This is a genomic window from Mesorhizobium sp. M0437 (assembly GCF_040321335.1).
Taxonomy (GTDB): domain Bacteria; phylum Pseudomonadota; class Alphaproteobacteria; order Rhizobiales; family Rhizobiaceae; genus Mesorhizobium.
Genome location: NZ_JAMYRK010000015.1, coordinates 86,044 through 112,283, shown reverse-complemented (window position 1 = coordinate 112,283; position 26,240 = coordinate 86,044). Strand labels below are relative to the sequence as shown.

Below are 26,240 nucleotides of genomic sequence, written 5' to 3'. Positions count from 1 at the left end.
CGTTCCGGTCCTTCGGATGCGGTCCGCCTCCCACGGCGGGCCTTTCCGGTCGCGACTCGCCGCCCACCCCGCTTCCGGGGAAAGGCGCGGCGATTGGCGAGCGGAGGATGAAACGATGCATGCAAACAGCAAGCGTGCCGCCAGCGGAGAGGCTGGCGCAGGCAAGGGCGGGCGCCCCGGCGCCAGCCCTTATCAGGAGATCACCGACCGCATCATTGCCGAACTGGAGCGCGGCACCGTGCCATGGGTCAAGCCATGGGGCAGCGCAAAGGCAGGCCTTGGCCTGCCGAGGAATGCGTCCACTGGGCGCCAGCCACCGCTCCTGCAGCAAAAGAACAGCAGCTGTCGCAGCATGGCTGAACAAGGGGCATCTTGTCGGCGTCGAGGAGCTCCGTGCTCGCCTTACGCAGGCGCATGCTCTGACATGATGTCCGGGAGACTGATGCCGGGCATTCCATCAACAACACCCAACAGCCATCCTGATCCGAAGCGCATCTAAGCACGTCCATTTCAGGCGGTAGTCGAGGCCGCATTGACCAGGGGTACCTTCTTGGTCCGCTGGAGGAAGGCGGCCGCCCGTAGACAAAGGCTTCTTTAAGTGTCGCCCGTGCAGGGACGACCGTAAAAAAGGGCGCACGAGGCGCCCTTCATTTCCGATCGGCTATCAGCAGCCGCCTTCACCTTTCGTTGTTAGAAGCGGTAGGTGACACCTGCGCCTATCAACCAGGGATCGAGCTCCGCCTTTCCCGTCAGCTTCGCGCCGTCGACCGTGACGTCGAAGTCTGGCTTGAGAAAAAGCTTCTTCACGTCGAAGTTGACGCCCCAGTGCTGATCCACCATGTAGTCGAATCCGACCTGCAGCGCGGTGCCGAACGTATTCTTAACCTTGAGAGCATCGGCACGGCCGGCACCCTGGTTATAGAAGATCGTGTAGTTCACGCCGGCGCCTACATAGGGCTTGAACGCGCCGAAATCGGTAAAATGATACTGCAATGTGAGCGTAGGCGGCAGCAGCCAAACCTTGCCGATATTGCCCAGCCCGCCGATCGTACCTTGGCCCCCGATGTTTGCATAGGTGGTGCCGAGTATGAGCTCGGCGGCGATGTTGTCCGTGAAGAAATAGGAGATGTCGAGTTCCGGCGTCACGGTGTTCGAATAGGAAAGATCGGAGGCGGGCACTGCATTGACGTAGCCCGAATCCTCAGTGACGACCCCCAACGCACGCAGGCGGATCTGCCAAGGGCTTGGCGCTTCCGTGACCGAGGCTCCCGCCTGCGGGACGCTCGCCGCTTGCGCAAGGTCCGCCGCGACGGCCTGCTGTCCCATCACGATGAGGACAACGGCCGCTGCCACTCCCCGCGCAGCGCGCATTTGGTTTCTCGCCATGATATTCTCTCCTTACTCTTCAGAAATGTGGACTGAATTACGAAAAATCTTGCTCGAATTGCTTGATATCGGCGGAGCGCTCATGCCCAGTTTGCTTCGCGGCTGCGACCGCATGTTCGGCGCGCATGATCATGGGATGATTTCTCCTCTTTCCGTGCCGCAGCGCGTTTTGCGGACTGCGCTGCAGGTGTCGTGCCAAATGAGAAGATCGTTTCAGAACAATGCGATCACCCTGATGGCGCTGTGTCTCATGTCCGACATCGTCGAAGATCCGACAACGAACGCAGCCGTGACCGCCTGATAGAACCTCCTGTGCCACTCGGTGGGCACTGCGGAATAAGCAGTGAAGCTCACCGCGAAACTGGCCGATCGACATCGGCGACGGGGCGATCGACGACCACTACGTCGCCAGTGTCGGGCGCGGCACAGCCTGAGGACTCCGCGGCGGCGATAATCAAATAACTTCGTTTACGACGGCTCCCATTCCTGGCCGACCGGTGGGCGCGCAAAAGACTGCTTTGCGGCCTCATCCCTCCGCCTGGATTGAGTCGCAGGGACCGAATGGCGTCGTGCTTTGGACCGGCAGAGTGGTGAATTGCTTCCCCATGAGAGAGGCCTCGCGGCGGACATGAGATTGCGTCACTCTTCATGATCGCGGCCTCCGAGGATGTCGGGATCGAGCCAGTGCAACGGCACGATAGGGCGAAGGATCTGGCAGCTCTTGCAACTGCCGACCTCGATGGACAAGGCATATCGCGATCTGTCCGGCAGAGACACAGGGTTCTGCACTGTCCGTTCATGAAGACTGTGCTGGTCCCCATAAGAGAAGTATTCTGGTGCAGAAGGTGCCCGATTAGCTATTCGGAAAAAGGCGACATCGACGTGCAAATCGGGCGCCGCCGTGAGGCCTCCCCCTCAATGTCGGATTTCGGACAGGATCGTAAATCCGCTAACCCATTGTTTAATAAAATTTCCTTCTCTGGCACGGCCCATGCATGGGACTCTGCGAACGCATCAGCGAGACGTCGTCCATGATCATGCGCACCGAAAATGCCGTCGCCGCAGTGAAAACCGCGCTCTCGCCTGCCATCAAGCCGCCGAAAGGCCGGCGCGTCTTGGTCGAGGCGGGCGATTGCGCCGGCTTCAAACACCTTAATGGGCCTGGAAAGCTCCTCGCGTGACGGCGACGCGGGCATCCAGACGGGCGGAAAGGACATACGTCGTTGCCCCACGTCGCCGGCATGACCCGTCGATTGTCACCGCGCTGGAATGCTCGGGTCTACATTCGACGACCCGAACGCGCTGGACAAATTCTCGCAAACCCGGTCGGGACCGGGGCTCGAAACGTCCGCGAGGGGACCTAATGGCTATGGCCGATATTCGCCGCGAACAAGCCGCCTAGTGGGAAGACTCTATAGGAGGAAGCAGTGGAGTTATCTTGCGTTGGGGTCGGTGCTGGGCCGTCTAATTTGAGTCTTGCGTGTCAGATACACGAGCAAATTGGGCAAGGGGCGCTGTTCTTGGATCGGCAAGTCGACTTCCGTTGGCATCCAGGCATCGCTTTCGATTCCTCAGAGCTCCAGGTCAGCCACTTCAAGGATCTGGTCACACTGGTGAATCCGCGATCAGCCTACACTTTCGTAAACTTCCTGCACGAGAACGGGCGTTTGTACCACTTCCTGAACGCACAGTTCGAGGCTGTGTTCAGAGCTGAGTTTGAGCAGTACCTGAACTGGGCCTTCCACAGGAACCCACTTGTCCATGGCGGCGAGACCGTGCACGAAATCCGCTTTGACGGCTCGTTTCGGGTGCGGACCGATAACGCGGTTCTCGGCGCCAGAAACGTCGTGGTCGGCATTGGCAAGCAGGCGCAAATTCCGCCTCAGTTTCAGGGCTGGACTGGACGCAACCTGTTCCACTCATCTGTTTTACTGCACATCCATCCTGAGGTGCGGAGAAAACATGTCTGCGTGGTTGGCGGAGGCCAGTCGGGAGCCGAGGTGATGTTGCACCTTGTCGGCCTGCCGAAAGAACGGCGGCCTGCCTCGATCACTTGGGTCTCGCAGCGTGAGAACTACCTGCCTCTCGACGACAGCCCGTTCACAAACGAGTTGTTCATGCCCTGCTTTTCGGATCGTTTCGCGGCGATGAGCGAGTCGCAGCGTAAGCTGCTCCTTCGGCGTTTCGTGCTTGCCTCGGACGGCATTTCGGAAAGCACGTTGCGCGCGATCTATCAGGCGCTGTACCGCCACGCATTTTTCGAGCCAAACCGATCCGACATCACACTGCGGCCGGGCTGCACCGTCTCGCACTGCATCAACGCCGGCGCGGGTCACAGGCTGACCCTGCAGCACGGCATGGTCGAGGTCGAAGAAGTCACGGCTGACATCGTCATCCTGGCCACCGGTTACGAGAACGCGGTGCCAGACTTCTTGGAACCCATCGCGCACCGGCTGGAGCAGATCGACAATGAATTAGCTATTCGCGAGGATTTTTCGGTGAGCTGGGACGGACCGCGTGACAGACGCATCTTCGTACAAAACGCGAGCCTCGGGCAGCGCGGCCTGGCCGATCCGAACCTAAGCCTGCTGGCCTGGCGCGCGCGCCGCATCCTCGATAGCCTTCTTGGGCGCGCGCCATGCGCGAACCCCGAGCATCCTGGCTTCATCAGCCATACCTCGATCGAGAGCTGGCCCGCCCCCGCAGCCGAAGAAATGGGCAGCGGGATATGACTCGTACACTTTTGATCATCGGCGGTGGCATCCTAGGAATGATGTCCGCCTCCGCTGCGGCGAAGGCCGGAGGCTTCTCCGATATCACCGTGACCGAACAAGCCCTTGGACCAAGCGGCGCATCGCATTATTCTGGGGGCGTGCATTTCCCCTACGGTTGTCAAGACCATACCAGGGCGCTCACTCGAAAGAGCGCCGTGGTCTTGGCGGCCATGGCTGGGTCGGCGGTCAGCGGATGGTGCCGGCCTTTAGCGATGCGTGTCGTGGCTGGATCGGGTGAAGCGATTGATCCGGCCCAGTTTACGGAACCCCTGGACCCGGCTGAGCCTGACATAGGCAGTCTCGCGCCGAGCTTCTGCGGACAATATCCGCCGGAGCGGAACGCACTTAGCATCGCCGTCCCACATGACGTGAGTCCGTCTCCGTGGACCCGCAACTTGACCAGCGCCCGACTGCCCTAATTGGGATGTCCGACCAACCAGTCTTTCCAACAGGAGGCTTTTCGCATGTTGACTGATGCACAAAGAGAAAAGTGGCAGAAAGACGGATACGTCAGGCTCGAAAGGTTCTTCGCTCCAGCGGCTCAGGAAGATATCTCTATTTTTGTCGAAGATATGTCACGCTGGGATGTCAGCGATGATAAATGGCTCATGTGGTTCGAGAAGACGACGGACAATCGAAAGATCACCTCCAAGATCGAGAATTTTCTCGACTTCCATGATCCATTGCGTCGTTTGCTCTTAGAAGATCAGCGCATAAAGTCAGCGGTCGAGGATTTGCTTGGCGAAGATTCGCGCAGGCTCAAGGAGTTGCTGATTTTCCACTACCCCGACAGCGGCGGCTATCTCCCGCATCAGGACATTTATCACATCCCACACAAACTCCCCGACCGGATGGTCCATGCGGTGGTTGCCATAGGCATCGACGACTCCGACCCGGAAAACGGCGGGCTTTTCTTCAGCCCCGGCAACCACAAGAAGGGGGTGTTTCCCATGGATGCCGGTGGGGTGATCGATCCTCAAGTCGCCGAAATGTTCTCCTGGGAACCCGTAGTATGGAAGGCTGGCGACATCGTCATCTTCGACGATTACGCACCGCACTACTCACGACCGAACAAAAGCAATCGTTCGCGGCGGACACTCTACTTGGTGTTCCAGCGTGCTTCAACCGGTGGACCGACCCGCGCTGAATATAACGTGCTTAAGCGCGCCGTTAACCCGCCCGAGGGCAAAGTGGCCGATCTCGACAAACTCAAGCCCCCAAATGGCATTTTCTATCGCGATTGAGCTCACGCAGCCAGGCGGAGGCATGCACACGAAACTGATCGACCGCTCAAAAATGCGCGGAGAGTATCGCGTTCTGATTTGCGGGCTCGCGGAGCATCGACCGCAGCCCGTTAAGACGCTTCGGCACGTGGATTGTGAAGGTGGTCGCAGGGCGGTCTTCTATGACGCCTACAGCCCGACTGGCGCCCCCCTCGTCGCCCGCCTAGCGGCCCAGAGCTGCATTATCCTGGCCGGGGCCGCCAACGGGTCGGGCCGTTTCTCTCCACGAATTGCACGGGAGGCTGTTGCGTTGGCAGCCGAAGATCCCACGGCTTCAACAGCTTAGGTTCGTTGTCATGCGCAAATACACGTTTTCTCGAACGGAGCTGTCGCGGGCGTTCGGTATCGACATGGCCACGCTTGGAACGGGAAGCGCTCGCACTGGGTTTTCATTCGGAAAGGTTGGACCCGGCATCACATCCGAGCCCCATCGGCACGACGAAATCGAGGCCTTCGTGATCCTGTCAGGATCGGGCAAGGTCAGGACCGACCTTGGGGAAATCTCGGTCGAGGCGGGCGATGTCGTTCTGTTCCACCCTTTTGAAGCGCATGTGCTGCGCAACGACGGAAACGAAGACCTAGATTTCGTCGATGTCTACTGGCGAGACGGCGAGGCCGCCCTTGATGCCGCTGCAAAGACCACGGCTCCCCGCGGGCCGACCTTCGTCTTCTCCACGCCACCGACGCCAAATGGCGATCTGCATCTGGGGCATCTTTCTGGCCCCTATTTGGGCGCCGACGTCTACACGCGTTTCCTGCGCATGAAAGGGGTCGAAGCCTATCATCTGACAGGAAGCGACGATTACCAGAGCTACGTCACGATACGCGCCGATGCCGATCAATCGACGCCTGCAAACGTGGCGCGCTACTACGCCGACGAGATTTGCGCCACGCTTGCACTTCTCGATTGTGACGTCCACAGCTTCCAACCCACAATGGACGATGACGGTTACGGCGAGTTTCAAGCCGCGTGTTTCCGCAGTCTTCTGAGCAGCACGGCGGTAGATCTGCGCCAGAGCCCTGCGCTTTTCGATGCTGTGACAGGCCACTATCTTTACGAACCGGATGTTAGCGGCCTCTGCCCCGATTGCGGCGGCTCCGCCGGTGGCAACATCTGCGAGGAATGCGGCGCCCCAAACCTTTGCCACGACTTGGGTGCAGCCCGGTCACGGCAGTCTGCCGAGGCGCCGCTGGTCGGCTCCGTCCGCCGCCCGGAACTTGCCTTGGACCGATGCTACGACAATATCGACCGGCATCTAAGGGCGTCGGGCGTCCCGCTACGGATCTTGGATCTCTTCGCGCGCCTACGCCGACGCGGCAACTTTTCAGTGCCCATTACCCACCCCTCGGACTGGGGCCTGCCGGCCGAAGGGTTCCCGGGGCAAGTGATCTGGGTCTGGCCGGAAATGGCCTTCGGTTTTCTTTACAACATCCAGGCGCTCGGCCGCTTGCTGGGTCGCGACTGGAAGGCGGAGATGCCCGGCAACGACTGGCAGATTGTCCATTTCTTCGGCTTCGACAATTCGTTCTACCACGCGCTACTCTACCCCGCTCTTTACGCCGAGGTCTTCTCCCACTGGACGCCACGCATCCGCTATCACGTCAACGAGTTCTACCTGCTCGACGGCAAGAAGTTCTCAACCAGCTGCCGCCATGCGGTCTGGGGCAAGGAGGTTCTGAGCCCAAAGACAGTCGACGTCGTGCGCCTCCATTTGGGCCTGACACGCCCCGAAAGTGAGCGGACGGATTTCACGCTGGACGCGCTGCGCCGCACCGAGAACGAGGTGTTCCAAGGGATTTGGCTGAACTGGCTTGATGCGTTGAACCAGGAAATCAAGCAGGATTTTGGCAGCCGTGTACCCGATGCAGGCGACTGGAGCCCGGCCGACCGCGCCTTCTTTGCTCGGATAGAGATCTATCGCGCGGCGATGGAACGCGCCTATTCGGACGAAGGCTTCTCGCTCCGGCGCGCGGCCGCTCAGGTCTGCGATTTCGTGCGCGATTGCGTGATCTACCGTCGGGCGCAAGACTATGCGGCGGCGCGACGTTTCTATCCCGCCCGCAATCGGACTTCGCTAGCCCTTCAGACGACGGCCGCTGCGATCCTGGCACCGACACTCGCTCCGCTGCTGCCCCGATTCGCCAGAACGCTGGCGCGAGGCATCGATGGCGTCTCAACCGAAACATGGCCCCGGTCCGTCCAGCGCCTTGCGCCCGGGACACGCTTTGATCTCGGACCCGTGTTGGTGTTCTACGCCAAATCCGGCAATCCTCATCTCGATGAGGAGGAATGAGCCCAAAGGTGCACCAGTGAGCTATCCCAATCTCGACCAGATCTGCGCGGCAATCAAAGCCGATGATGCCAAATATCTTTACTCGCTGTCACTGGCGACCGAAGCCGCTATCAGATCGTAGAGACCAGATTGGCGGACCTGAACCGACGCATCGTCGACACCCTGGCCCGCCTTCGAGGACCGCTCGGCCGATCGCTTCCCAGCCCTTGCTGTTTCGTGCCGCAAATGCCGTGTGGGCTCGACTGCGCTGACCAACCTCTTCGGCATCGCGGGATTTCCGTCCTCCAGCCGGTCAAGACTGTCATGCGGTTCGAGGCGCTTGGTCAACCTGGCGCGCCCTGGATCGTGCGCCGATCACCGGAAATGTCGAATGCGAATGCCTGGCTGATGGTATCTTCGATTCTGTCCGAGCCTGTACTGGCGCGGCAGTCGGCCGAAGAACAACTGAGCTACTGACAATCGGAAGGTAGCAGGTTCAAAATTCTGCCCCAGAAACCGGATATTGCGCACAACCAGCGTTCACGATCGCGATGGTGCACTAGCTTCCAACCAGACCCGCGCAAAGACAGCCCGTCGCCTGAAGATAGTCGGCGAGGGCCGCCAAATCCCTCGCAAGCGTATCCTCCGTCACATGCACGCCGTCTTCGCCGACAATGCAGACGCTTGTCTCGTCGAGAGATAAGTCCAACCAGGGTGCTCCTTCAGGATTGCGTGTTTGCTCGGGTACGGAGCCGCCCCTCAGTTCCCAATCGAGGAGCGATCCTACAATTCACATATTTGGAGATCGCTCGCTAGGTTACCCGGTCTGTGAACCCTGCAAGCCGAAAATTCAGATGCCGCCCATGCAGAGATATTTCATTTCGAGGTAGTCCTCGAGGCCATGGCGGGATCCCTCCCGCCCGATGCCGGACTGTTTTATGCCACCGAACGGCGCCGCTTCTGAAGACATCCGGCCGGTATTTACCCCGACCATTCCATATTCCAAGGCCTCGGCCACACGCCAGACACGCTTCAGGTTGGAGGCATAGAAGTAGGCCGCGAGGCCGTAGATCGTGTCGTTGGCCTCACGCACGACCTGATCCGCATCTTTGAAGCGAATAATCGGTGCCAGCGGCCCGAATGTCTCTTCTTGCGCGACGGTCATCTCGCTGGAGACGCCGGTCAGGACTGTCGGTTGGAAAAACGTGCCATTCGTGCCGATGCGTTTGCCCCCGCATCGAATTGCGCCGCCTTTGGCGACGGCATCGGCAATATGGGATTCGATCTTGGCCAAAGCGTGCTTGTCGATGAGCGGTCCGATGTCCACTCCGGGAGCGAAACCGTCACCAACTTGAAGTTGGCGAGCCCGTTGCACGAATTTCTCGACGAACTCGTCGTGAACGCCCGACTGGACGTAAAGGCGGTTCGCCGAAACGCAGGTCTGGCCGGCATTGCGGAACTTCGCCTGGATCGCACCGTCAACCGCGGCATCGATATCGGCATCATCGAAGACGATGAAAGGTGCATTGCCGCCGAGCTCAAGGCTGACTTTTTTGATCTGGTCCGAGCACTGGCGCATGAGAAGGCGCCCGATCTCAGTCGACCCGGTGAAGCTGATCTTGCGGACCTTGGGATTGGTGCAAAGTTCGCGGCCGACCGCGTCACCTTCGGACGCATAGATCAGGTTGACGACGCCTTCGGGAAAGCCAGCCTGATGGGCGAGGGCGAACATTGCTCCCGCCACGAGCGGCGTCTGTTCAGCGGGCTTGAGGACGATCGTGCAGCCCGCCGCCAAGGCTGGCGAGATTTTGCGCGCCACCATCGAGGCCGGGAAATTCCATGGCGTTATCGTGCCAACAACTCCGATGGGCTGCTTGATTACCAGCATTCGGCGGTCCATCGATGGTGCGGAGATCGTCTCGCCATAGACGCGATTGGCCTCCTCGGCGTACCATTGCAGATACGCCGCAGCATGCGATATCTCCGACTTGGCTTCGGCAAGCGGCTTGCCCATCTCCGCGGTGAGAATCGCGGCGAGATCGTCGGCGTGGTCGATGATCAACTGATGCCATCGCCATAGGACGTCGCTGCGCTCACGTGCGGTCAACCCTGCCCATACAGGCTGAGCGACATAGGCCTTGTCGATCGCAGCGCATGTCTCCTCGACACCCATGTCGGGTAGTTCTGCCAGCACTTCGCAAGTCGACGGGTTGAGGACCTCGAATGTCCGGTCGCTAATCCGCGTGCCAAGTGCCGGCAGGCGATCAATGGGTCCAAACAGGTCGGGGGATCTCAGGTGACGGATCATCGGCAGGAACAGGGGCAATACCGGATTCCTCCTCAACGCAGCAGGTGTATATAGCAGGTGCGGTGTGTACTCCGCGACGTCCGGGTTCCTTATAGGGGCTCGGCCAGACAGCCAGTAGACCACGGTACCCAACTGGAAAGGGAGAATACCTGAATTCGCTAGAAGATGCCTCGCGGTTCTACTAGTCGAACGATTGAACAACGGACATCGGCTTCGCCAGCCCCGCGGAGTGGATGCTGGTGGCCTGCGCCTACAATCTGCGGACCACGAATCGGCGACTCTATCGACTCGAAGACTCGAAGAGAGGCTGGCCTGAGAGGAGCGCACCCCAATAATGACGCCTGAACCGGCAAATGCCTGACAAGGCCCGCGAAAACCGCTCCTCGCGGCTTTAAACAGATCCCGTTTACCGGGCGAGCGCCCGCAAGATGAAAAAGAGGATGGAGAGGAACAGGGTGGCGAAGGCGCGCCAGGTCTTCCCTTCTCCACAAGGGGTGAAGGGAAGACCGGGCGGCGCATGCGCATGGGGATGGAGCTCATGATCAATTCCCCGCCTGTTGCTACGGCAAAAGATAGCCTGTGGTCGAATGGTCGAGCACCAGATAACGCGCGGCGACCGCCTTGACCTCTTCGGTGGTGACCTTGCGGACGCGGTCCGGCCTCTCGAGCACGTCCTTCACATTGCCACCGGTGGTGAGCGTTTTGCCATAAATGTTGGCGATTTGGTCCAGCTCGTCGTGCGCACAAATCACCGAGCGGATATAGCGGTCTTTGGCCTTGTCCAGCTCGTCGCTGGTGACGCCATCCTTGGCGATCCGGGCGACTTCGGCAACGGCCGCCGCTTCGAGATCGACGAGCTTTGCATCGCCGCGCGGCGAGCCGGAGATGGTGAAATTGGTGTCGTCTAGCATGGTGCCCTGGAAGAAGGCGCCGGCCGCCGAGGCTATGCCTTGCTTGACGACAAGCTCCTGATAGAGCCGGCTGCGGTTGCCGCCGCCGAGGATCTCGGCCAGCAGGTCGAGCGCCTCGGCCTCGCCGGGCTCTGCCGTATGATAGGACGGCACCACCCATTGAGTGGAAAAGCTCGGCACCGAAACGCGCGCATCGGTCAGCGTCACTGTGCGCCTGGTGTTCTGCTCCGGCTCGACCGGGCGGTTGCGCGGGGGCAGGTCCGGCCCGCGCACAACCTTGCCATAGGTCTTCTCGGCCAGCGCCTTCACCGTCTCAGGCTCTACGTCGCCGGCCACCACCAGCACGGCATTGTTCGGTCGGTAGTATTTGTTGTAGATGGTGAATGCGTCGGTGCCGTTCAGCTTCTCCATCTCCTGCATCCAGCCGATGACCGGAATGCGGTAGGGCTGGTTCTGCCGCAACGTCGCGTTGACCTCCTCGTCCAGCAGAGCCTGCGGGTTCGTCTCTCTGCGCCAACGGCGCTCCTCCAGGATCACGTCGCGCTCGGTCTTGATATCATCGTCGTTGAGGATGAGGTTGAACATGCGATCGGCCTCGAAGCCCATCATCTCACCCAACGCCGAGGGCGCCACCGTCTCGAGGAAGGTGGTGTAGTCATAGGCGGTGAAGGCGTTATTGTAGCCGCCGATGGCTGAGACGGCTCGGTCGAACTCGCCGGCGGCGTGGTTGGTCGTCGCCTTGAACATCAGACGCTCGAGGAAATGGGCAATGCCGGATTTGCCCGGTGGCTCGTCGGCGCTGCCGATCTTGTACCAGACCATATGAGTGACGATCGGCGCGCGGTGATCGGGGATGACGACCACTTCCATGCCGTTGTCGAGCAGGAAATCCGTCACTTTGCAGTCGTCGGTGGCGGCCGGAGCCGGAGCGGTCGTCACCAGGGCCAGCGCGGTGGCAATGAATGCCTTGCGCAGCCAGGGGGACCGAAGTTTGATCGATGGCTCCGGTTGTGCTGGCTGGTCGAAAGGCAAGGTTCGAGGCAAAGTGATTTGTTCCTCATTTTGATGAAGGCGCTGCGTCCTCGTCTCCCCCCGTGGGAGGATCGGCGGGCAGCGCCGAGCCAGATGAGCAACCGGCTTCATGGTGCTAGGCCTTACTCGAGCCTCGTCTTTGGATGAACCCAGGAGACCTGCAGCGGTATTTCTTGGTGATTTGATCATGGGGGGCGACTTCTCCTTGGTGCGTGACGCGTTTGCGGATGACTAGGCATGAACTGCGCCAGATCAGAAAACCGTTCGAGGCATGCGATAAATCGGGCGCTGCTATGTTGCGTATTCGACATCGTCGGACATCGGACAGGGCCGAACGCGACGCGCGCGCGGCTTGGGACGATATCTCCACGTTCGGAAGACGATTGGGCCCGCTGCCGGGGGAGCGGCATAGGATGCGCTTCGAATAGCCGCTGCACTGAGTGAGTGAGAATTTAGCTGTTGGTCGCCCCAGCGGAAGGCTGTCCTCGACAGGCACGCCAGGGTCGAGGCTGAACGGCAGAGGAGACAGGAGCGTGGCGGGTTCGAGCGCGTGGAGCCTTCGCGCGCGCGAAGACGGATCTCATCAAGGATCTGCAACAGTTAGGGAATATTCGCGAGGCGCTGGAAACGAAGATCGTAGGACATCAGGCGAGAAAGAAGGATGCGTTGAGCGCTTTTGGCGGATGAGCTTGCCCGAAGTCGTTGCGCGTGATGAGTTGCTGCGGAACAGGGATCGTTTGCGTGGGGCCTTGGTCGAACTTGAGGAGAAAACAGATTCCGCCCAAGCGCCGGACACAGTTTCCCAGATGATCCGAAAGTCAAATGTTGACGGATTCACCAGCGAACCGGGCGGTCCTAGCGACGGCGTGTCGCTGGAGGCCAGCACTCGTTCGAGCGTCAGGACTCCAAGAGAACGGGACTTTGTCAGAGCCATCTGCGATCCCAAGCTGAGACGTGCAAATATAGCAACGTCACGAAAAAGTTTTGCCGGCCGCCTACAAGCCACCGTCATTGATTTCAAACAGACCCGTTGTCGGAGGCTGATTACAGGTAAGGTCCGTCAACATCGCAGGTTCGTCAAATGGGCTTTTGAGATTGTGGCCATCTTGAAATCCGATGACATCAAAATAGTCTTCGGCCGTCATCGCTTTGCTGTGCGGATCGGCCTATGTAGCGCGCGGCATAGGGCCGATCAGACTGATCCGCATAGCGGGTTCGCGTGTTTGAACGGCGATGCCCTTGCGGCAGGTAGGCATCGCAGCTTACCGTCTATTTTCAGCAGTCCGCATGTTCCGCCGGCCTCATGCGGCAAGATGGCCTGGCGCCTGCTGCAAAGGCCTCTCTAATCGGGGCGGCCTCTGAGCTTAAGGCTATCCAGTCAACAATAGCCTGATCCTGCTCATTCTGATGCGCGCCAACCGCCGCGCCGGATTGTGGAACCGCTCGTGGGTAGCTTCTACCACAAACAGAAAGGTCATCAAATCAAGCAGGAAGTCGTCGATCGCTTGGGCGATTGTTTCTGACTTACCCTTGAACTGATCCAGCAAAACGCGCGCCTTATCGATCGCATCCGCGCTGGCCGCATCGATTAGACCCTCGATCGTCTTGAAACAATCCAATGCGAAACTCCTCAAAGCGCTTGCCAAGGGGTTATGCACGAAGGTAGGCCCGTGAACCACCCAGCCGTTGACCGTGGCCCGACGAATAAGGCGTCACGCGGCGAGGGCGCTTAGTGCGCGATGTAGTTGGGTCGACGTCAGCGCATCCGTCTCCAAGGACCAGCCGTAGCACGTGGCGGGAGCGCTCGAAGATCGGGTGCTTTGGGCGATGCCAGAGCCTGCTGGCTGTAGGCGGTCGCGATGGAGTGCGCCAGTTGCCGCCGATCAATCAAGCCGGGCCTTGAAATTTTTCGTTCTGCTGCGCCTAAGTTTCGGCTATGAATCGGGCTGGCCCTAATGGCCTGCCCGCGTTGCAATTGTTAAAAAGGAACACGTATATGCCGACTGGAACGGTAAAGTGGTTCAACAGCACCAAGGGGTTTGGATTTATCCAGCCCGACAATGGCGGTCCGGATGTTTTCGTCCACATTTCCGCTGTCGAACGCGCGGGCCTCTCGACCCTCGCTGACGGCCAGAAGATCAACTATGAGATCGAGCAGGATCGCCGCACTGGCAAATCCTCCGCTGGCAGCCTCAGCAAAGCTGGTTGAAATTTTCTCCTGCGTCTTGGCAAGAGTGGGCGCGTAGGTCCGGAGGTCCTCACGGCCGCTCGATAGGAGCGAGCAAAAACTGAGGGCAGCAGATTGCTGCAGGCGTCGCGAATTCCTCATGAAACAAAGTTGTTTGAAAGGAAGGCGGGGTTGGCCCGCCTTTTTATATGACGCGCAGATTAAGCCGATGTCTGCAACGCTCCAGAACGAATCTGCGATTGCCGAAATCAAGCCGCGACCTTCTTGCGGGTTCGCTTCGTCGGCGCCGGCTCCGGCGCTTCCGGCGCTTTCGGTTTGCGGCCGAGCCCCATTGTCTTGGCCAATGACGAGCGCGCCGCGGCGTAGTTCGGCGCGACCATGGGATAATCCGCCGACAGGCCCCATTTGGCCCGATATCCATCCGGCGTCAGCCCATAGTGGGTCGACAGATGGCGCTTTAGCGATTTGAATTTCTTCCCGTCCTCAAGGGAGATGATGTAGTCCGGTGTCACCGACTTCCTGATCGGGACTGCAGGCGTAAGGGCAACCGGCTCTTTTGCAGAGACACCTTCCGCCGTCCCTTTCAGAGCCGCGTGCACTTGGCCGATGAGGGCAGGGAGATCCCCCACCGGGATCGGATTGTTGGAGACATAGGCTGAGACGACATCGGCCGTGAGCTCGATGAGGGTGTTGATGTTTTTTTCGGCTTCTTCTGTCATGAAACTCTCCAGGCGGCGTGAAACACAGTCGGCGAAGCGTCGCTTCATAGTGGCGGTCGCCGCTGAAAGCAACCAAGGTCTCGACAGGGTTATTGCGATGCTCGTCCAGCAGCGAGATCTATAGCGCGGTATCGCGCCGTCATGACCGTTGATGCGTTCCGTTGTTGGCGACCTGCCGCGGTGCTTGCGCATTTTCAGGCGCGTCTCGGCCGTAAGCTTTGCGCCAGACGACCAGTAATCTCGAAACGAAGCGGGCTGTTTCTGTTCGCCATCCTCTCTTTGGCTGTGAAGTCGGTGGCAGAGCAGTGGCCGCTTCCTGGTGGCGCGTGGAGGAACTATCAAGCGTTGATTCGCAATGGTCGAAACGATGTAGATTCATCCGGTGAGCCGCTCTCGCAGCAGGATGTTAGGGATTGGCCCGCTGGTAAACCGAGGACATCACGCCGCTGCTTTGCTATTGAACCGCTATCGCTGTGACAACACATTCCGCAATGGTGGGCGGGTGTAGAGGAGGCGCCTGTTCACGCAAACTAGCGGTTCAGCAGGTCGGGAGGAACGAATGAGCTCAGGAACTTTCAGCAGCCCACTTTCGTAAGGCGTGCAGCGCACATCGTGCAAGAGATTGCCCGTCCTGCGGATGCTATCGATTTTCTCAACGAATGGCCAGAAGATCGCAGAGACCGGATCCACGAAGCCGCCCTCAGGGCGTGCTTTGATGCATACAACGGACGAAAACCTGCGAGCGCAGCGCGCAAGAGTTTTTTCCGCTTTGCGAAACAGGTCGTCATATTGGAAGATGCAACCTCCGCGATGCAATGGCTCGCTGCCTGCATGTCGGACAGTGGAAAAGCGCAAGTATAGGCGTCGCAGTCGTGTGTGAGGCTGGAGCGGGTACGCCGACGAGGTTATTGTATCCAGATTTCGCCGGCATCTAGAGCGTGGTATAAACAAACAATATTTTGCGCGCTAGAGCTTCTCGCGACAGGACTGCAACGCTTCCGGTGTGAAAATCACTGCGTGGGACTTGGTTCTCTCAAATTCATGACGGTAAATTGCCCTGTTATTATCGCAAAGCAGTTGTCCCATTGAAGCTGATAAACGAGGCCAAAATTGTGCTCCGTCGTCTGCCAATATTCGCTCGATGGAGGCTATAGGCGTCACAAGCCAATCAAAACAGCTACTCGGGCGCCCTTTGAAATTCGTGTAATTTTGCTCACCCGAAACGGCCCTCTACAGTCGAAATAAGATCGTCCCGCAAAGGTGCTAAAAGACACTATCGCGGATCGATTTGGGCCCACGTCGATCTGGCGAAGGCAGGCGGAAGTCGAGCAGGACCTGCTGCGGAACAGATAACCGGCCCCAAACCGAATCGGACACGGTGGCCCCGATTTCTTCATATTGAAGGCCCAGAGAGAACCGAAGCACGGCTCGGGGCTCCGGCGCCGCCGCTTGCCGAGCAGCGATCCTCCGCCTCCCTGAAATCCAATCGAGAAGAGCGTTCAATTCCGGGACGGTCCAAGCTCTGCCGCAAAAACAGGTGTCAGACCCCCGGTCCTCTCCCGCAACTGATCTAGCGCAGGGCGTTCATGAGCCGCATATCCCAGAGTGGCTGCGTGCACGACGCAGCGAGATCATTTATGAAAATCCTATTCAGTACGATGGCTGTCCCCTTGCTGACGGCCACCGCCTTTGCTGCGGATTCGATCCCCGCAGACCTCAGAGAAACGGCAATGGCCACTTTCAAGGCTTTGCCACCCACCACGCCGGCAGTCGCCAACAACCCGATCACCCCGGAAAAGATCGCTCTCGGCAAGGCACTGTTCTTCGATCCACGCGTCTCTGCGTCAGGCGTCTTGTCGTGCAACTCGTGCCACAACTTGGCCACCGGCGGCGACGACAATCATGAAACCTCGATCGGCCATGGTTGGCAGAAGGGACAGCGCAACGCGCCGACTGTACTGAATGCTGTCTTCAACATCGCCCAGTTCTGGGATGGTCGTGCCGAAGACCTGAAGGCTCAGGCGAAGGGACCGGTCCAAGCCGGGATCGAAATGGCCAATACACCGGGCCAAGTCATCACCACGCTCAAGTCCATGCCGCAATATGTCGAGTGGTTCGATGCAGCTTTTCCGGCTGAAGCCGATCGGGTCACCTTCGACAACTTCGCCAACGCAATCGAAGCCTTCGAGGCGACACTGGTCACGCCGGCCCCCTTCGACAGCTTCCTGAATGGCGATGACGCCGCCATGACTTCCGAACAGAAACAGGGCCTGGCGCTTTTCATGGACAAAGGCTGCTCGTCCTGCCATGGCGGTATCAACGTTGGTGGGCAAGCCTATTACCCATTCGGCCTCGTGGAACAGCCCAGCGCCGAGGTCCTGCCGGAAAAAGACAAGGGCCGATTTGCGGTCACCAATGCAGCCGACGATTCCTATGTTTTCCGCGTGGCGCCGCTGCGCAACGTTGCACTCACCGCGCCATACTTTCATTCGGGCAAGGTTTGGGATCTGAAACAGGCCGTTGCCATCATGGGAACAACCCAGCTTGGCGTGGTACTGGCCGACGAAGAAGTCGACCTGCTTGTTGCCTTCCTCAACTCGCTGACCGGAAAGGCACCCGAGCTCGCCTATCCCATTTTACCCGCCGAAACGGCGACAACGCCCCGGCCTGTAACGCAGATCTTAGGAAAATAAACGGCCAGCTGACTGCGGAACATCGCAATTGACAATGATTGCGACTTTTACTGGACGAGACGAGTCGCGACGTCCATGAGAACGCAAATGGCTCGTTTCCAAAGTGCAGACACTGCTTCCGTCACCAGCTCGTTGCGATGGAATCATGTTTGGGATCTGGCGTGCGACATGCCAAGGAAGGCGTCTGACGCATGAGGCTCGCGCGCTGGCGATACCGCGCGGCGGCCGGCCATCGCGCTGGCGGCCGAATTGCCGCGCGCCGAAGTGATCGGCCCCCTTAGGGCGAAGGGGCAGCCACTCCGTCCTCCATGTCCAGCGATTCTTCGACTGCTTCCGGATTCCGGGCGATGGTCCAAAGGAGAGTATTCGCCGCTGCATCCGGTTTCGAGCGACCTTGCTCCCAGTTTCGAAGCGTTGCCAGATCGAGGCCATACCTCACGGAGAATGCCTCCTGAGAGAGCTTCGTGCGATCCCGGACTTCGCGAACACTTATCGGCCGCGGCGCATGAACCTTCGCGATCACGCCTGCGGACGACAGTTCATTCTTCAGTGCCAACAGGTCGTCGACGCAAGGAACCGTCACGAACGCCTTGCACGACCATCTCCGTGAGTATCGCGTGGGCCGTCCTGAGCGGCAGCTGTCTCTTAACGAGAATCCGGGCGGCCTCAGGAGTATTCGCGCCGTGAAGAAAACCGACGCTCAGTCGGACGGGAGAGCCTGACGACACCGGGACGACGTCCCGGGTTCGCACCGTTGTCCGTACCGCTCCATGAATTTCGATGTAGTCGACATTAAGCTTCTCCGCGATCACTCGACCGAGCTTGCGCAATTTGGACCATCCCCACTAAGGCATCGCGATAAAAGTACGCCAAACAACGCTAAGGGAGAACAAGCAGTGATCTGATTTCATTCGACGCTCGTTTTCGAGAGCCGTTCTGGGTCGTTCGCAATCAACTGTGTAGGCCAGCGGAGCGAGCAAGGAGCGCCAGATCCGGACAGGGCTGAGTGGGGTGTTTCTCCGAAAGATGGGGCCATGCCCTAAGGAACACGAGATGTAGTGGACTCGTCGATTCGCGCGGTTTCGATTCGCGCACCCGGGCACAACGCTTGGATAAGTCCCATCAAATGCTCTCCGGTGGCCGTCATCTGTTTAGCTGACATTGGGCCGAGGGCTTCCAGCACGAGCCACATGGCGCGGGTATCGACCGTGACCATGGTGCGCCGCCCCTGCCGCCAGTTCCAGCGGCGGCACGTGACACCGGCATCATCGCACCAGATGACTTCGCCCGGTTCAGGATGCTCGGTTACCATTTCACCTTGCTGGATCGTGTCGAATGGCTCCGCTCCCTTCGCAATTAAAAGTCTCGGGACCCCTTGGTAGAGATCGAGATCCTCCCCGCCAATCGGAACGCCATACAACACGCTGACGGCATTGTAGGCATCAACCAGTGGGGATATCCGCGGGAGAGAGCCATCTTTCCGCACCCGCTTGAGAAGCGCGGCGGCCGAGCACGGCGTTCGATTGGCCTTTGTGCCGAAAGCCTCGTAGGCAACGGCCCACGCCGCAAGATGCGCGTCCCTTTGGGCGTCATCGCGAAGCGCCGCCTGTTCCGCCGCCGCAATCGTGTCGTTCAACGCCTGTGCATCCGGCACGTCGATTTCAGCGTTCCGCACCACAACGCTGATCAGATGAAAATCCGGGTAGCGGGCCTTGATCTCGGGGGCAATCAATGGCGTGAAAGACATGGGATGCTCTTTTCTCATGGGGAGGCTTTGCGCTGCGGGTCGTTCGGGAAATGTTTGAAGAAAGGTGCTTGTCGAGCGTCCAGATCTTCTGGCATCGGCATGGTGCATGCCGCACCATGCGCTGGATAATTCCATCATTCGGCCGTGGACAAGGCCTGGTAGAGATCGTCGATTATCTCTTGCGGGTGCTCGAGCCCGCCTCGGCCGGCAACAAGCTACGCCTCCGCCAGATCCTCCATTTCATAAAAGGCAGCGGGCGCGATATGGATGTGAAGCAGCTTTCCTTGCCAGGTCATGCATCGCTAAAATTCGTCTCGCACGAAAATCCTGCGCGCAAACTGGCCTGATCAACAGCACCAGTTGCATAGCGTTTTCCCAGTCCAGTTGGCTTTGCAACGAAATGCGGTTCAGCCCAAGGGTCGGTTTCTTCGCCAGCACGCCACGTCCCCGCCGTTTTAGCCACCGTGTCCCGGCAACGCGTCTTGCACCTGCTTGACAACCGCTCGCAGGACCTCAACGCCCTTCTCGATTTGCCGAATGCTCAAGGCGGCATAGCCCATGACAAGCCCCACGCGATCGATGTGGCCTTCGTCCGATTGCCGCTCGTAGAGGGGCGAGATCAGGTGCAGCCCCAGGCCCGCGCCTCGGGCGGCTTCGACCAGGGTCGTTTCCCGCGATCGCGGCAGTTCGTCGAACCAAACGGCGACGTGCAGACCGGCCTCTGCTCCCTGGACAGCGATGCGATCTCCGAAGCTGCGCCGCAAGGCGCCCAACAACGCCTCCCGACGCTCGCCGTTCAGCCTGCGCACACGCCGCACATGGCATTCGTAGCCGCCACTCTCGATCAAAGAGGCCAGAGCCTCCTGTTCAGCGACCGGCGAATGTCGGTCCCCGAATTGTTTGGCGGTTGCGAAGACCTCCTGCAATTCCGGCGGGACGACGAGGTAGCCGATGCGCAGCATTGGCGAGAGCGTTTTGGAGATCGTGCCGAGGTAGATAACAGCCCCGTGGTCCTCGAGGCTGTGCAGCGGAGGGACCGGATTGATGTCGTAGCGATATTCGCTGTCGTAGTCGTCCTCGATCACATAGGCGTTGTTGTGCCGCGCCCATTCCAGAAGCTGGTGGCGGCGCGTGATCGGCATGACGCCGCCCAGCGGAAACTGATGCGATGGCGTGACATAGGCCAGTCGCGCCCCGATCCCCGCCAGCAACTCCGTCTTCATCCCGTCCTCGTCGACGGTGACGGGGATGGGCGAGGCGCCTGTGCTGGCAAAGACCTGACGCGCCATCCTGTAGCACGGATCTTCGATGACGAAGCTGTCGGCGGGATCGAGAAGCAGGCGCGCGCACAGGTCGAGGCCCTGCTGCGAACCGTTGACGATGATGATCTGCTCGAGGTCGCAGCTCAGGGTTCGGGCGCGCCAGAGATAGCCCTGCAACGCTTGGCGCAGCCGGCGCGAGCCGCGAGGATCGTCATAGGCAAGACGCAACGGGCGCTGCGCCATCGCCTCGTTCATCGCGCGTTTCCAGATCAATGCAGGGAAATCCGACGGCGCCAGGTCACCATAGCGGAAATCGACCTTTAGCGCGTTCGGCAGATAATCTGGCCAGGGCGGTGTGGCGCGCAGTCGTCCCCCATAGGCGGACAGAAGAACCTGGCCGACCCGTTTCGCAGGCGTGCGGCTTGTCTCAGGACCGATCAACGAAGATGCAACGCGGGGTCGTGCGCCTTGACGGACGTCGATGAAACCTTCCGCGGTCAGTTGGTCATAGGCGACCGTCACCGTCGTTCGCGAAACCCCAAGGTCATTTGCGAGGCCTCGGGAGGACGGCAGCTGACTGCCGGTTTCATAGACGCCGCCGAGGATTTGCTCGCGAAGAGCCTCGTAGATCTGGCGTGCACCCATCGCGTGCGAGCGACCTGCAGAACCGGCACTTGAAGACTGGACCATTTCATTCATCGCCAACTGGATATTTCACATTGGCCAGTTTGCCGTCAATCTTTCGGAAACCCAAGAAAGATCTAGAGGCCGAATGACCCGCTCCTATCAATCCGAAACCGATGCTCTCACGCGGTCGCTCAACGACACCGGTCCCGGATTCGCCACTCGGTCGATCCATCATGGCTACGATCCGGCCGGCTTTTCCAATGCCGTTCAGCCGCCAGTCTTCTTGACCTCGACCTATGGATTCGAAAGCGTGGCAGCGAACGAGGCCGCCGCCGCCCTTGGCGGAAGGCTTTATGCGCGCGAATACAATCCGACGACGGAGATCCTAGAACAACGGCTTGCCAATCTGGAAGGAGCCGAGGCAGGTCTGGTCGTTGCCTCGGGGATGGCGGCTTTCGGGACGCTGATCCTGTCGCTCCTGTCCCAAGGGGATGAACTCATCGTCCACAGGACACTTTATGCGAACACGCTTGCCATGGTCGAACAGGCGGTCCCCCGCTTCGGCATCAAGGTCGTCGCGGTGGACCTGTCCGATCCTCAAAATCTCGATGCCGCGATTGCCGAGCGGACCCGGCTTGTTTTCTTCGAGACGCCGGTGAATCCGCTGAGCCGCATCCTAGACATCGCTGCCATTGCCGAGCGCGCCCACGCGCGCGGTGTAAAGGTTGCAGTCGACAGCACCTTCGCCTCCCCCGCGCTCCAGCGGCCGCTCGAACATGGGGCCGACCTCGTGCTCCACTCGCTGACCAAATACATCAATGGGCATGGTGACGCCCTTGGCGGGGCGATTCTCGGCGACGCGCAAACGCTCCGCACGCTGCACGAAACGGGCCTGCGCTACATCACCGGCGCAGCGCTCTCGCCCATGTCAGCCTTCCTGATCCTGCGCGGTCTGAAGACGCTCACGCTGCGCATGGAACGGCACAGCGCCACTGCCCTTGCGGTGGCTCAGGCGCTCGAGGCGCACCCGGCGGTGGCATGGGTGAGTTATCCCTTCCTCGACTCGCACCCTGATCAGGTGACGGCGCGAAAGCAGATGTCCCAAGGCTCGGGCATGTTGGCCTTTGGCCTCCACGCTGGGTTCGAGGGCGCGCGCCGGATGATGGACCGGCTCAACTTGATCACCCGGGCTGTCAGCCTCGGCGATGCCGACAGCCTCATCTATCATCCGGCAAGCCTGACCCGTGCTCGTCAGCCGATCCGCAAGGATGCCCATCTGGCCGATGGAGTCGGCGAGGACCTCATGCGTCTCTCGGTGGGTCTTGAAGACGCCGATGACCTAATCGCCGACCTGCGGCGGGCTCTGGACGCCTTGTGATGACCTGTCGTCCGGCCAGTCCTGCGCTCACGCACAAACCTGGAGCCTTGCCATGGCATTCCTGAGTGGTCTTTCCGCGTTTCCCATCACGCCCGCCGATCGTGACGGCCGCGTCGATACCGTTGCTCTGCGCAGGCTGATTGCTCGGCTTGGCGCCGCTCAGGTCGACTCCATCGGTCTTCTCGGCAGCACCGGCACCTACATGTATCTGTCGCGCGAGGAACGGCGACGGACGCTCGCCGAGACCTTGGACGAAATCGCCGGGCGAACGCCGGTCGTGGTGGGTGTGGGCGCGTTGCGCACCGATGAAGCAGTGAGGTTCGCGCAGGACGCCAAGGCCCTTGGAGTTGCCGCGGGGCTGCTTGCGGCCGCCTCCTACACCCCGCTCACTGAGGACGAGGTGTTCGAACATTTCTCGACGGTGGCGTGCGAGAGCGGCCTGCCGATCGTCGTCTACGACAATCCAGGAACGACGCATTTCCATTTCACCCCAGCACTCGTCAGCCGCCTGGCAAAGGTGGGTGGGATTGTCGCTATCAAGAATCCGACAGACAAGGGCGATGCGATCAAGAGCCATCTGGCCGACCAGAGGCGCACTGTGCCGGAAGGGTTCTCGATCGGCTACAGCGGCGACTGGAACGCTGCAGAGGCCATAATCGCCGGCGCCGACACATGGTACAGCGTCCTCGCCGGCATCCTGCCCGAGGTCTGCGTGAAGATCGTCACGGCGGCGCAACAGGGCGATGCGGCCGAAGCGCGACGGATCGATGCCACGCTTGCGCCGCTCTGGAGCCTCTTCAAGGAGTTCTCGAGCCTTCGCGTCGTCTATGCACTTGCCGAATTGCTCGACATTTGCCGTGCCGACCCCCCGCGTCCCATCCTGCCTCTGCCCTCAGCAGCGAAGCGCCAGATCGCCGCCGCGTTGGAACGCTTGCGATCGGATGTCAACCGGTGAACAGCGAACCCGGCGGCCAGTGAAGGAACCTGTCATGTATGTACCCGCGCATTTCGATGAACCGAGCCGAGAAGTCCTTTACGAACTGATCGAGAACAGCGCACTTGGCATGCTGATAACCCATGGCCGGAGCGGTCTCGACGCCAATCACATCCCCTTCGAACTCGACACGTCACAGGGAGAAAACGGTTCCCTTTATTCCTGCGCGATTAGTACACGTGCCGAAGGAAAGTGCACTTTCTCGCTCGAGTGACTTATTTCAAAGGATGTGATCGCGTTTTGGCACATTCACAGCCGACATGCGGCAGCCGGTAACTCACCACATGGTGAGCAACCAGGAAACCTTCCGGCCTACACTTTCTCCCGGAGCGCGCGTGCTGCAGCAACCATGTTCATGAGGGCAGGGCGGACCTCCTCCCACTTGCGGGTTTTGAGGCCACAGTCCGGGTTTACCCACAGTTGGGCATCGGACAGTCGCTCGCGGGCAAGCATGACGAGATCCGAAATCTCGCCGACTTCCGGGACCCGTGGTGAGTGAATGTCGTAGACTCCGGGCCCGATTTCATTCGGATATTTGGAGCTCGTGAAGGCGTCCAGCAGTTCCATTTTCGAGCGCGACGTCTCAATCGAAATGACATCCGCATCCATTTCAGCGATCGCGTCGATGATCTCGTTGAACTCCGAATAGCACATGTGGGTATGGATTTGAGTCGCGTCCTTTACACCCGTTGAAGCGATCCGGAAGCATTCGACAGCCCAGTCGAGATAGTCGTTCCAATCAGACTGGCGCAGTGGCAATCCTTCGCGAAACGCGGCCTCATCGATCTGGATCATCCTTGCGCCGGACCATTCGAGATCCGTCACTTCGTCGCGGATGGCGAGCGCGATCTGGCGGCATGCTTCGGAGCGGGGTACGTCGTCGCGAACAAATGACCAGTTGAGAATGGTCACTGGGCCTGTGAGCATTCCCTTCACAGGGTTTTCCGTAAGCGACTGGGCGAACTGCCACCAGCGCAGCGTCATCGGATTGGGCCTCGATACGTCGCCGAAGATGATGGGGGGGCGCACGTAACGCGACCCATAGCTCTGCACCCAGGCATGCTGGGTGAAGGCGAAGCCGGACAGCTGCTCGCCGAAATGCTGTACCATGTCGTTTCGTTCGAACTCACCGTGCACCAGCACGTCCAGCCCGATCTCTTCCTGCCAGCGAATTGCAGCCTCGATCGCCTTCTTCAGGAAGGTCTCGTAGTCGACATAGCTCAGCTGGCCCTTCGCATGAGCGGCCCGCGCCCTGCGTACCTGCGGCGTCTGCGGGAAGGACCCGATGGTCGTCGTCGGGAACGGCGGCAGCCCGAGCGTGCCGGCCTGGACTCTGGAGCGCTCGGCAAAAGCGCTCTCTCGTCGCTTCATGCTGTCGTCAATGCTGGCGATCCGCCCCTCAACCAGCGGGTCATGGATCTTCGTGGATGTCACGCGAGTGGCGGCAGCCTCGGCAGACGCTTTCAACGCGCCTGCCACCGCATCCCTGCCTTGGGACAGGGCCCGGGCAAGCAACACCAACTCGTCGGTCTTCTGGGCCGCGAAGGCGAGCCACGACCTGATGTCCGCGTCGAGTTCCGTCTCCATGCGGAGGTCGATCGGCACATGCAGCATCGAGCAAGAAGGCGCGATCTCGACGCGGTCCAAGGGCCAGCCGGCGACGATCGGTTTGATGCGGTCGAGAATGGCGGGCAGGTTCGCACGCCAGACGTTGCGGCCATCGATCAAGCCAAGCGAGAGCACCAGATCCTTCGGTGCGAGCCGCCCCACCGTTTCCAGCTGCTCGGGAGCGCGCACGAGATCAATATGCAGCCCGGCCAGGGGCAGAGAAACCGCGGTTTCGAGATTGCCTCCCAGCGGCCCGAAATAGGTAGCCAGCATGATCTTCAGCTCGGGCGCGGCTTTCGACAGCTGGCCATAGGCGAATTCGAACGCAGCTCGTTCGTTCGCGTTCAGATCGAGGACAAGCGCTGGCTCGTCGATCTGCACCCAGTCGGCTCCAGACAGCTTCAGCCTCTGCAGGAGTTGCTCGTAGACGGGCAGCAGCCGCGGCAGGAGCGCGATGGGATCGAATCCTTCGGCAGGCGATTTCGCCAGCTTGAGGAAGGTGATCGGTCCAAGGATGACTGGGCGTGTGTGAACGCCGAGAGCTTTAGCCTCGATGAAGTAATCGACCGGTTTCGTCGACGAGAGGGCGAACGTCTGATCATCGTTGAGTTCCGGCACAATGTAGTGATAGTTGGTGTCAAACCACTTGGTCATTTCCATCGCGGTTACATCAGACCGATGAGCCGCCTGCTGGTGACCAGCGTGTCGACAATCCTCCGTCTGACCCTGGTTGCCCCGCGCCATTGCGAAGTAGATGTCAAGTGGAACCTCGCCGCTATTCCAGCCGTAACGGGATGGAACGGCGCCGACCATGGCTGCGGTGTCGAGCACATGGTCGTAGAGCGAGAAGTCGTTCGACGGGATTTTCGACACGCCGCGATCGTGCTGCTCCTCCCAGCTAGCGGCACGGAGCGCCTTCGCGGTCGTGAGAAGGTCGGCAGCGGACGATTTTCCGGACCAGTAGCTTTCAAGCGCGAATTTCAGTTCTCGCCGACGACCGAAGCGGGGCACGCCGAGCGTTGCTACAGGAATTTGCTGAGAGATAGTCATGCCAGAC

General features: G+C 60.0%; 21 protein-coding genes and 2 pseudogenes. 14 read left to right on the top strand and 9 right to left on the bottom strand.

All coding sequences use genetic code 11. The features are described from left to right. Window positions 1–115: 115 nt before the first annotated feature. Window positions 116–313: pseudogene (locus NKI72_RS12565) on the top strand (ArdC-like ssDNA-binding domain-containing protein); the annotation flags it as partial. A 377-nt stretch (window positions 314–690) separates the two neighbouring features. Here the strand turns inward: NKI72_RS12565 and NKI72_RS12560 are convergent. Further along, complete coding sequence (locus tag NKI72_RS12560; protein ID WP_352618645.1) at window positions 691–1,371, bottom strand: OmpW/AlkL family protein; 681 nt, start codon at window positions 1,369–1,371, stop codon at window positions 691–693. Window positions 1,372–1,435: 64 nt separating this feature from the next. On the opposite strand from NKI72_RS12560, the gene NKI72_RS12555 reads away from it, so the two are divergent. The 7 genes from NKI72_RS12555 to NKI72_RS12525 all read left to right on the top strand — a co-directional run bounded on the left by NKI72_RS12555 (window position 1,436) and on the right by NKI72_RS12525 (window position 8,193). After that, window positions 1,436–1,687: a hypothetical protein gene (locus NKI72_RS12555; protein ID WP_352755773.1), complete on the top strand. Its 252-nt coding sequence runs from the start codon at window positions 1,436–1,438 to the stop codon at window positions 1,685–1,687. Between the two features lie 730 nt (window positions 1,688–2,417). Next, entirely contained in the window at window positions 2,418–2,567 is a 150-nt protein-coding gene (locus tag NKI72_RS12550) for a hypothetical protein (protein WP_352755775.1), read from the top strand. Window positions 2,568–2,813: 246 nt separating this feature from the next. After that, a complete protein-coding gene (locus NKI72_RS12545) occupies window positions 2,814–4,118 on the top strand; it encodes a lysine N(6)-hydroxylase/L-ornithine N(5)-oxygenase family protein (RefSeq protein WP_352755777.1) in 1,305 nt (434 codons plus the stop codon). Then, a complete protein-coding gene (locus tag NKI72_RS12540; RefSeq protein ID WP_352850195.1) occupies window positions 4,025–4,579 on the top strand; it encodes an FAD-dependent oxidoreductase in 555 nt (184 codons plus the stop codon). The genes NKI72_RS12545 and NKI72_RS12540 overlap by 94 nt, the downstream gene beginning before the upstream one ends. A gap of 45 nt (window positions 4,580–4,624) precedes the next feature. Beyond that, window positions 4,625–5,404: a phytanoyl-CoA dioxygenase family protein gene (locus NKI72_RS12535; RefSeq protein ID WP_352755781.1), complete on the top strand. Its 780-nt coding sequence runs from the start codon at window positions 4,625–4,627 to the stop codon at window positions 5,402–5,404. A gap of 335 nt (window positions 5,405–5,739) precedes the next feature. After that, entirely contained in the window at window positions 5,740–7,737 is a 1,998-nt protein-coding gene (locus tag NKI72_RS12530) for a class I tRNA ligase family protein (protein ID WP_352850194.1), read from the top strand. Between the two features lie 129 nt (window positions 7,738–7,866). After that, window positions 7,867–8,193, top strand: a complete 327-nt coding sequence (locus NKI72_RS12525) for a hypothetical protein (protein WP_352755785.1) — start codon at window positions 7,867–7,869, stop codon at window positions 8,191–8,193. 373 nt (window positions 8,194–8,566) lie between these two features. On the opposite strand, the gene NKI72_RS12520 is transcribed toward NKI72_RS12525, so the two are convergent. From NKI72_RS12520 to NKI72_RS12510, 3 genes are all read right to left on the bottom strand, one after another. Continuing rightward, window positions 8,567–10,024: an NAD-dependent succinate-semialdehyde dehydrogenase gene (locus tag NKI72_RS12520; RefSeq protein ID WP_502896195.1), complete on the bottom strand. Its 1,458-nt coding sequence runs from the start codon at window positions 10,022–10,024 to the stop codon at window positions 8,567–8,569. A gap of 560 nt (window positions 10,025–10,584) precedes the next feature. Then, entirely contained in the window at window positions 10,585–11,931 is a 1,347-nt protein-coding gene (locus tag NKI72_RS12515; protein WP_352755844.1) for a M16 family metallopeptidase, read from the bottom strand. A 1,406-nt stretch (window positions 11,932–13,337) separates the two neighbouring features. Beyond that, a complete protein-coding gene (locus NKI72_RS12510; protein ID WP_352496304.1) occupies window positions 13,338–13,586 on the bottom strand; it encodes a hypothetical protein in 249 nt (82 codons plus the stop codon). A gap of 377 nt (window positions 13,587–13,963) precedes the next feature. Between NKI72_RS12510 and NKI72_RS12505 the strand changes: the two genes are divergently transcribed. Then, window positions 13,964–14,176, top strand: a complete 213-nt coding sequence (locus tag NKI72_RS12505) for a cold-shock protein (protein ID WP_023679670.1) — start codon at window positions 13,964–13,966, stop codon at window positions 14,174–14,176. Between the two features lie 227 nt (window positions 14,177–14,403). On the opposite strand, the gene NKI72_RS12500 is transcribed toward NKI72_RS12505, so the two are convergent. Continuing rightward, window positions 14,404–14,874 (bottom strand): Ros/MucR family transcriptional regulator, encoded by a 471-nt coding sequence (locus tag NKI72_RS12500; protein ID WP_352452644.1) that lies wholly within the window; start codon window positions 14,872–14,874, stop codon window positions 14,404–14,406. A gap of 612 nt (window positions 14,875–15,486) precedes the next feature. On the opposite strand from NKI72_RS12500, the gene NKI72_RS12495 reads away from it, so the two are divergent. Together NKI72_RS12495 and NKI72_RS12490 are read left to right on the top strand one after the other, a co-directional pair. Next, window positions 15,487–15,735 (top strand): DUF982 domain-containing protein, encoded by a 249-nt coding sequence (locus NKI72_RS12495; protein ID WP_352542153.1) that lies wholly within the window; start codon window positions 15,487–15,489, stop codon window positions 15,733–15,735. Between the two features lie 776 nt (window positions 15,736–16,511). Beyond that, window positions 16,512–17,567, top strand: a complete 1,056-nt coding sequence (locus NKI72_RS12490; RefSeq protein WP_352850198.1) for a cytochrome-c peroxidase — start codon at window positions 16,512–16,514, stop codon at window positions 17,565–17,567. Window positions 17,568–18,606: 1,039 nt separating this feature from the next. Here the strand turns inward: NKI72_RS12490 and NKI72_RS12485 are convergent. The 3 genes and pseudogenes from NKI72_RS12485 to pdxR form a co-directional block, all read right to left on the bottom strand. After that, a complete protein-coding gene (locus NKI72_RS12485) occupies window positions 18,607–19,314 on the bottom strand; it encodes a B3/B4 domain-containing protein (RefSeq protein ID WP_352755788.1) in 708 nt (235 codons plus the stop codon). A gap of 218 nt (window positions 19,315–19,532) precedes the next feature. After that, window positions 19,533–19,610 (bottom strand): annotated as a pseudogene (locus NKI72_RS12480) (MOSC domain-containing protein); the annotation flags it as partial. A gap of 159 nt (window positions 19,611–19,769) precedes the next feature. Further along, entirely contained in the window at window positions 19,770–21,266 is a 1,497-nt protein-coding gene (gene pdxR / locus NKI72_RS12475) for a MocR-like pyridoxine biosynthesis transcription factor PdxR (RefSeq protein WP_502896193.1), read from the bottom strand. An 82-nt stretch (window positions 21,267–21,348) separates the two neighbouring features. On the opposite strand from pdxR, the gene NKI72_RS12470 reads away from it, so the two are divergent. Genes NKI72_RS12470 through NKI72_RS12460 form a run of 3 tightly spaced genes read left to right on the top strand, consistent with a single transcriptional unit; the run spans window position 21,349 to window position 23,789 of the window. Continuing rightward, entirely contained in the window at window positions 21,349–22,581 is a 1,233-nt protein-coding gene (locus tag NKI72_RS12470) for a trans-sulfuration enzyme family protein (protein ID WP_352755791.1), read from the top strand. A gap of 52 nt (window positions 22,582–22,633) precedes the next feature. Beyond that, window positions 22,634–23,536 (top strand): dihydrodipicolinate synthase family protein, encoded by a 903-nt coding sequence (locus NKI72_RS12465; RefSeq protein ID WP_352755793.1) that lies wholly within the window; start codon window positions 22,634–22,636, stop codon window positions 23,534–23,536. 34 nt (window positions 23,537–23,570) lie between these two features. Next, a complete protein-coding gene (locus NKI72_RS12460) occupies window positions 23,571–23,789 on the top strand; it encodes an FMN-binding negative transcriptional regulator (RefSeq protein WP_352452617.1) in 219 nt (72 codons plus the stop codon). Between the two features lie 98 nt (window positions 23,790–23,887). Here NKI72_RS12460 and metE read toward each other — a convergent pair whose 3' ends face one another. Then, window positions 23,888–26,233 (bottom strand): 5-methyltetrahydropteroyltriglutamate--homocysteine S-methyltransferase, encoded by a 2,346-nt coding sequence (metE, locus tag NKI72_RS12455; RefSeq protein ID WP_352850191.1) that lies wholly within the window; start codon window positions 26,231–26,233, stop codon window positions 23,888–23,890. Window positions 26,234–26,240: the final 7 nt, after the last annotated feature.

Coding starts and splice junctions, on each gene's coding strand:
- NKI72_RS12560 (WP_352618645.1), bottom strand. CDS start 1,371: ATGCGCGCTGCGCGGGGAGTGGCAGCGGCCGTTGTCCTCATCGTGATG.
- NKI72_RS12550 (WP_352755775.1), top strand. CDS start 2,418: ATGATCATGCGCACCGAAAATGCCGTCGCCGCAGTGAAAACCGCGCTC.
- NKI72_RS12540 (WP_352850195.1), top strand. CDS start 4,025: ATGCGCGAACCCCGAGCATCCTGGCTTCATCAGCCATACCTCGATCGA.
- NKI72_RS12535 (WP_352755781.1), top strand. CDS start 4,625: ATGTTGACTGATGCACAAAGAGAAAAGTGGCAGAAAGACGGATACGTC.
- NKI72_RS12530 (WP_352850194.1), top strand. CDS start 5,740: ATGCGCAAATACACGTTTTCTCGAACGGAGCTGTCGCGGGCGTTCGGT.
- NKI72_RS12520 (WP_502896195.1), bottom strand. CDS start 10,024: ATGATCCGTCACCTGAGATCCCCCGACCTGTTTGGACCCATTGATCGC.
- NKI72_RS12505 (WP_023679670.1), top strand. CDS start 13,964: ATGCCGACTGGAACGGTAAAGTGGTTCAACAGCACCAAGGGGTTTGGA.
- NKI72_RS12500 (WP_352452644.1), bottom strand. CDS start 14,874: ATGACAGAAGAAGCCGAAAAAAACATCAACACCCTCATCGAGCTCACG.
- NKI72_RS12490 (WP_352850198.1), top strand. CDS start 16,512: ATGAAAATCCTATTCAGTACGATGGCTGTCCCCTTGCTGACGGCCACC.
- NKI72_RS12485 (WP_352755788.1), bottom strand. CDS start 19,314: ATGTCTTTCACGCCATTGATTGCCCCCGAGATCAAGGCCCGCTACCCG.
- pdxR (WP_502896193.1), bottom strand. CDS start 21,266: ATGGTCCAGTCTTCAAGTGCCGGTTCTGCAGGTCGCTCGCACGCGATG.
- NKI72_RS12470 (WP_352755791.1), top strand. CDS start 21,349: ATGACCCGCTCCTATCAATCCGAAACCGATGCTCTCACGCGGTCGCTC.
- NKI72_RS12465 (WP_352755793.1), top strand. CDS start 22,634: ATGGCATTCCTGAGTGGTCTTTCCGCGTTTCCCATCACGCCCGCCGAT.
- NKI72_RS12460 (WP_352452617.1), top strand. CDS start 23,571: ATGTATGTACCCGCGCATTTCGATGAACCGAGCCGAGAAGTCCTTTAC.
- metE (WP_352850191.1), bottom strand. CDS start 26,233: ATGACTATCTCTCAGCAAATTCCTGTAGCAACGCTCGGCGTGCCCCGC.